Annotated in this window: 8 protein-coding genes; all 8 read right to left on the bottom strand. The window is 27.6% G+C overall.

Annotation, left to right across the window (positions count from 1 at the left end; translation table 11 throughout):
• On the bottom strand, positions 1-292 hold a 292-nt coding region (locus ACJAX4_RS21845; protein ID WP_435791549.1), incomplete at its 3' end, for an IS110 family transposase.
• Positions 293-423: 131 nt separating this feature from the next.
• Positions 424-1,167 carry a cytidylyltransferase domain-containing protein gene (locus ACJAX4_RS21840; protein ID WP_435791548.1) on the bottom strand — a complete coding sequence of 248 codons (744 nt, stop codon included), beginning with the start codon at positions 1,165-1,167 and terminating at the stop codon, positions 424-426.
• Between the two features lie 181 nt (positions 1,168-1,348).
• Positions 1,349-1,522 (bottom strand): hypothetical protein, encoded by a 174-nt coding sequence (locus ACJAX4_RS21835; protein WP_435791547.1) that lies wholly within the window; start codon positions 1,520-1,522, stop codon positions 1,349-1,351.
• Position 1,523: 1 nt separating this feature from the next.
• Positions 1,524-2,039 carry a glycosyltransferase family protein gene (locus tag ACJAX4_RS21830; RefSeq protein WP_435791546.1) on the bottom strand — a complete coding sequence of 172 codons (516 nt, stop codon included), beginning with the start codon at positions 2,037-2,039 and terminating at the stop codon, positions 1,524-1,526.
• 60 nt (positions 2,040-2,099) lie between these two features.
• The gene (locus ACJAX4_RS21825; protein ID WP_435791550.1) at positions 2,100-2,417 is read right to left on the bottom strand and encodes a DUF3880 domain-containing protein; all 318 of its coding nucleotides are present in this window, start codon (positions 2,415-2,417) and stop codon (positions 2,100-2,102) included.
• Between the two features lie 295 nt (positions 2,418-2,712).
• On the bottom strand, positions 2,713-3,918 hold the full coding sequence (locus ACJAX4_RS21820) for a motility associated factor glycosyltransferase family protein (protein WP_435791545.1): 1,206 nt from the start codon (positions 3,916-3,918) through the stop codon (positions 2,713-2,715).
• An 86-nt stretch (positions 3,919-4,004) separates the two neighbouring features.
• Positions 4,005-4,352: a hypothetical protein gene (locus ACJAX4_RS21815; protein ID WP_435791544.1), complete on the bottom strand. Its 348-nt coding sequence runs from the start codon at positions 4,350-4,352 to the stop codon at positions 4,005-4,007.
• Positions 4,353-4,380: 28 nt separating this feature from the next.
• Positions 4,381-5,418, bottom strand: a 1,038-nt coding sequence (locus ACJAX4_RS21810) for a motility associated factor glycosyltransferase family protein (protein WP_435791543.1), incomplete at its 5' end; no start/stop codon positions are given.

Below are 5,418 nucleotides of genomic sequence, written 5' to 3'. Positions count from 1 at the left end.
CAAGTTTAATCCCTAGTTCCTTTAGAAAATTTCCCAATGTAAACCAGTAATGACCCGTAGGTTCTAAACCCACAATTATGTTATCTTTTCTACTGTCTTTAGCTACTACTTTTAACCATGCATGAAATGTTTTAAAGCCACCTGCTGTATTTTCAAACGATTTAACCCTACTAAGCTCTATACCTCTGTAATCGAATGCTCTCGCATACTGAAATTGCTTTGCAGTATCAATTCCTATCGCTAAGGTATTTTCTGTTATTGACATTATTTTTTCATTCTGTGTATAATTCATTTGAGTACCTCCACTGATAATTATAAATTAGAGATAAAAGTTCGAACTGTTATACCCTGTATTTTATCAGTAGATGCTCTTTTTTTCAAAGTTCATTTTAATTCATAACAGGAATGCTCCTTATTTTAATATCATTGGCCCAATTTTTTTTGCTCGATATTTTCATTTATTTTTGCTATTTCAGGATTTTTTAATATAAACCTTAAAATGTCTTCAAAGTAAAACATACTATTCTCTTGATATAAGTTATTGTATATTTGTTTTATAACTTCAAAATCTTCTTCTGTATCTAATGTCCATCTATATTTTGAATAATCCACATCATTTTTGTATTGTACAACATTAAATTTATCAAGATTTAGATATATATATGGAGTTACATGTTCTCTCTCGTAGTCTTCTTTTGATTCAAAAAAGCATCTTTCTAGCACTTCAAATTTAAAAACTTCTACATCAAGTCCTCTTGGAAAAGTCTTGTCTATTGTATTGCTTAAATAGTCGATATTTGATTCTTTATTCATATCTAAAAACTGAATAATCATTTTATCTATAATTAACGGGTCAATAACTGGACAATCTGAGGTTACCCTTATAATTACATCAGCATCATTTTCTTTTGCAGCATAATAATATCTTGACAAAACATCCTGTTCTGAACCTCTAAAATAAGCTATCCCTGACTTTTTCACTACTTCAACAATATCGTTATCTTGTTCCAAATTAGTAGTAGCAATAACAATCTCATTTATATTTTGAGTTGCTTTTAATCTATCTATGTCATGTTCTAATACTGTTTTTCCACATATTTCCTTCAATACTTTACCTGGTAGTCTTTTAGATCCAACTCTAGCTTGTACTATACATACTGTTTTCATATAATCCTCACTTTCTGTAAACTAATTTATAAACCCGAAACCTGGTAATTAGACTGCTTTATTGCTTCAGATAAATTCATTTCAATTGTTCCTTTTATTCATTCTACTAGAATTAATACTTAGCATTTTTTTAAAATTACCATCTTATGAAACATCATTAATTGTTCCAGCATACACCTTGTTATCTAAAAAGCCTAACTCTTGTCCTACAAATATAATTTCTATTATTACTTTCAGTAAAAACAGATTTCAAAGCATTATGTATTAATTTAGTTACTATTTGTGAATTTTTAGCTAATTTTACTGATGCACCAGTTAATACTAATCCAAATGAAGTCATATCAATAATAAACAAACTAATTATCTTTATTACCCTTCCAATTATTACTAAGCTTCTCCACAATATTCATCAATTGTTTTAATCTAACCTCATATGTGTGTTCGTTTTTAACCTTTTCATATCCATTTATAATAATATTTTGTCTCTCTTTTTCATTATGTAAATAATACTCAATGATTTCTACAAGATCTTGTAAATCTCTATATATTATTAAGTCTTTACCATTATTAAAACATTTTACTATATCAGATTTATAATTTGTTACTAAAAACCCTTTGCTATCTAACACATCAAACACTCTCATAGGCAAATCTGATTCTACATATACACGTGTTAAATTAATTTTAGAAGACTTAAAAACTTTAGGCATTTCATTATAATGTTCCACTTTACCCATATTTCTCAAATTTTTACCACATATTAAATCCCATGCTTCATCACCATATACTTTAAAATCAAATTTATTTGATTTAAAGCTAACCATTTCTATTCTTTCAATTTCATTAAATTTCCTTGCAAGAAAAAAAAGCATTTCGTTCTGATTTGGTTAAAGTTGTACTACTATTTTCATTTGCAAATTTGATTTTATTATTTAAAAATCAATATTTTCTTTTATTAAATATTTTGTCGTATCTTTCTTTTGTTTATCAAATAAATTAATTATTTTTCCTTTTGTATCCTCATCCAGAAATTCACTGAATTTATTAAATTCATTATCCATACCGGTTGTCCCAACAAAACTAACATCAGTTACATATTTTAAATAATCCACTTCATTCATAATAATTTCATCAAATCGTTTGATATTTGCCGCCACTGGCATAAAATATATATTATTTACACCCATATTTATCAAATCATTCACAACTACTTCATCATATATAAAAATAATATTGTTTTTATAATAAATTTCATTCTTGTATCAATTATAATTAGGGGTGTCTACTGTTCATGATATATATGTTATTCCAAGTTTATTTGCAACTTCAGCCACTTAAACATAAAAATTAATAGTGAAAACATATTAGCTTCTATGCAATCATTTGCAATAGTAGGATGATAAAAAAAATATTTTTTTATTATTAATGAATTTATTGAAGTAATTCGTTACTTTATAAATATATTCATTATATATACTTAAGATATTTTTGTTGATAATTATTTGTGCATTAGCTATATCAATATCTTTAAGTTTTTTATAAAGCCTATTTCACATCTTCTAAATCCATTTCCACTGTCCCTTTTATCCTTACCCCTTTGCTACAGTTTATAAACCTAACATTTGGATTTTGCTCTATTTCTTTTTCTATCTTTCTTTTAAAATACATATACCCATCATTTGTGTTTATCATGCTACCATTAACACTTAGAACTTTTTTAAAATTCCCCTCTTCTGGAACATCATTAATTGTTCCTGCATGCATCTTGTTATCTAAAAAGCCTAAATCTTGTCCTACAAATATTATTTCCTTAGCCCCACCCTTTATAGCTATATCTAATGTTGCTACTGCTACAGTTTTTCCTGTATTTATTATTATATTATCCTTATTCTGTTCATTATAAAACATATATTTAGGTCCATTATAATTTGCCGCTGCTACTCTAGATGCTGTACTTAAAAAACATAATGGAATATTCAAATTCTCATATCCATTTAGTTGATTACACGACATTTCATGTGATTCTATTAGAGTAATCATATCCGGAATAATTCCATTTTTCATAAGTATTCTTAACGCACTTCCAACAGAAAATATCTTAACTTTTCCATTTAACTTTTTCAATGCATTTATAGCATAATCCAAAGACGGTCCAGCCGCTACTACTATCACTGTTTCTCCTTTAACACTTATCCTATTAAAAAATTCTTTAATACCAGGCGCTTTTAGGCTTAAATTATGTTTATAATTCTCACGCATAACTTGACTAAATCTCTCTACAGCTATTTTAGCCACATTAAAATCTTCAAGTATATTCTTTAAAGGCATATATTCAACTGAAAGCACCTTAACCGAAGGTTTATATATCAATATATCCTCTACAAGTTGTGATATATTAACAAAATCCTGTAAAAAAATTTGTGAATAATCATCAAATATTTTCACTCTTTTATCTTTTCTTATATCCTTTAAGTTGCTTAAATCATCTGCTATACGAATTATTTCTTTATCAGCATCAAAAATATATATTTTGCTATTTTCATTACATTTCTTTAACAATTCGATAATATGATATCCAAGTCCTAAACCATAAACCATTACCACGTCTTTATTTTTATAAAACTTTTCATTTAATTCTATAAATTTTTTCCCCTCTTTTAAGGGGTAGTACTTACTATGAAGAAAAACATTTTCTATTAGTAATGTTTTATTGAATTCTCTAGTATTTATTACTTCAATCTTTCTATTCATAAAATAATCATCCTTCTAAATTTATTAAATCGAGTAAAATATCATCATAATATATACAATTATATGCAAATTGTCCTACCGCCTATTTAGCTTGCTATTACTTTATTAACATTGTTTTGTATATCCACAAGTATTGGCTTTAATTCATATTCAAACAAATCTCCAATCAAAATAAAATCCTCATTTTCAAGTGCCTCAACTATTTCCTTTAACTTTTCATTCATAGCCTGTAATTCTATGTCTTGGTGATGAATATCTTTTGTAAGCATCAGCGCTTCACTCATCCATTGTATACCCTCTGTAATAGGAGAAATTAGCTCGTATCCTTTTCTATCCTCGCCGGCTTGAAAATATTCTACTGCTTTTCCTATTCCATTTATTAAGTTAACCATATATTCCTTTACACTTTGCAAAGTTTCAAATTGCTCATTCATTATTAATTCCCCCGATACTTTTGCATTTTTATATTAAACCCTCTTTAACTTTTTCAAGTTCTATTTCAGCATTTTTCACTATTGTAAGAAGCCCTTTATACATAGCCTCGCTTTTCAAAGCAACCCTTTTTCCCTTTTGTTTTTCATTTTCATCTACTTTTTCCTTATATTTATCGGATACCATAATCCTTGCCAATAAAGGACTATACAATTTTTTAATACTTTTTACTATTTTTAGTTCTTTATCTAACTTACAATCTAATTTATTCAAACGTTTTATGATACTATTTATATCTATAATTGCATTTTTATCATAATGATTGTACATCCTAGATGTAATTACTATTGCCTTTTTACATATATCTTCTATGGTCTTTATTGATTGCAAAATTTTCACTATATTGTCGATTACAGCTTGTTTATTTACTTGTGATTCACCGTTTAGTATATATTCTGTGTTTTTATAAATATCCTCTTTGTAGGAGTATTTATGAATTGATTCCATTAAAGGCATTACTAAGGTTCCCTTAATGTTTGCTCCACCCTCAGTACTATTAATGAACGTAATATTTTCATTTGCTGCTATCATTAGTTCCATGTTTTTTCTATAAAAGTCCAAAATCATAGTAGTAGGAACTTTTTCGCCATATATATCGTCTACATATAAATATTTATCATCTTCTGAAATAACATTTTGTTCATTATGTTTTGCACTTTCTGCATGGTATTTATTATTAGTATATGCTAAATCTTGGCCTATAAAAATGATTTTATTACAACCTAAGTACTCGGCTATGCTGACACAAACATGGGCTACAGAACCACCTTGTTTCAAAGTATCAACCTCAATACCCAATAGTTCTTCGGTTATATCTTCAAAATCATTGTCCTTATAAAAGATTTTTCTTCCACTGTACTCCTTGACTATTTTATAATTGCTCACTTCGCTGAACACTAAAGGTACCTTACACTGTAATGCTTCTTTTATTACAGTGTAAGAAGCTTCACCAGGATCTACACTACACACAAAATCCGGTGTAATTCCTTGATCTAAAAGGGTTTTTAG

The organism is Clostridium sp. (assembly GCF_051278035.1).
Classification (GTDB): Bacteria; Bacillota; Clostridia; order Clostridiales; family Clostridiaceae; genus Clostridium_AD.
Note: the sequence above shows the minus strand (reverse complement) of the source record. Positions and strands in the feature narration are given on the sequence as shown.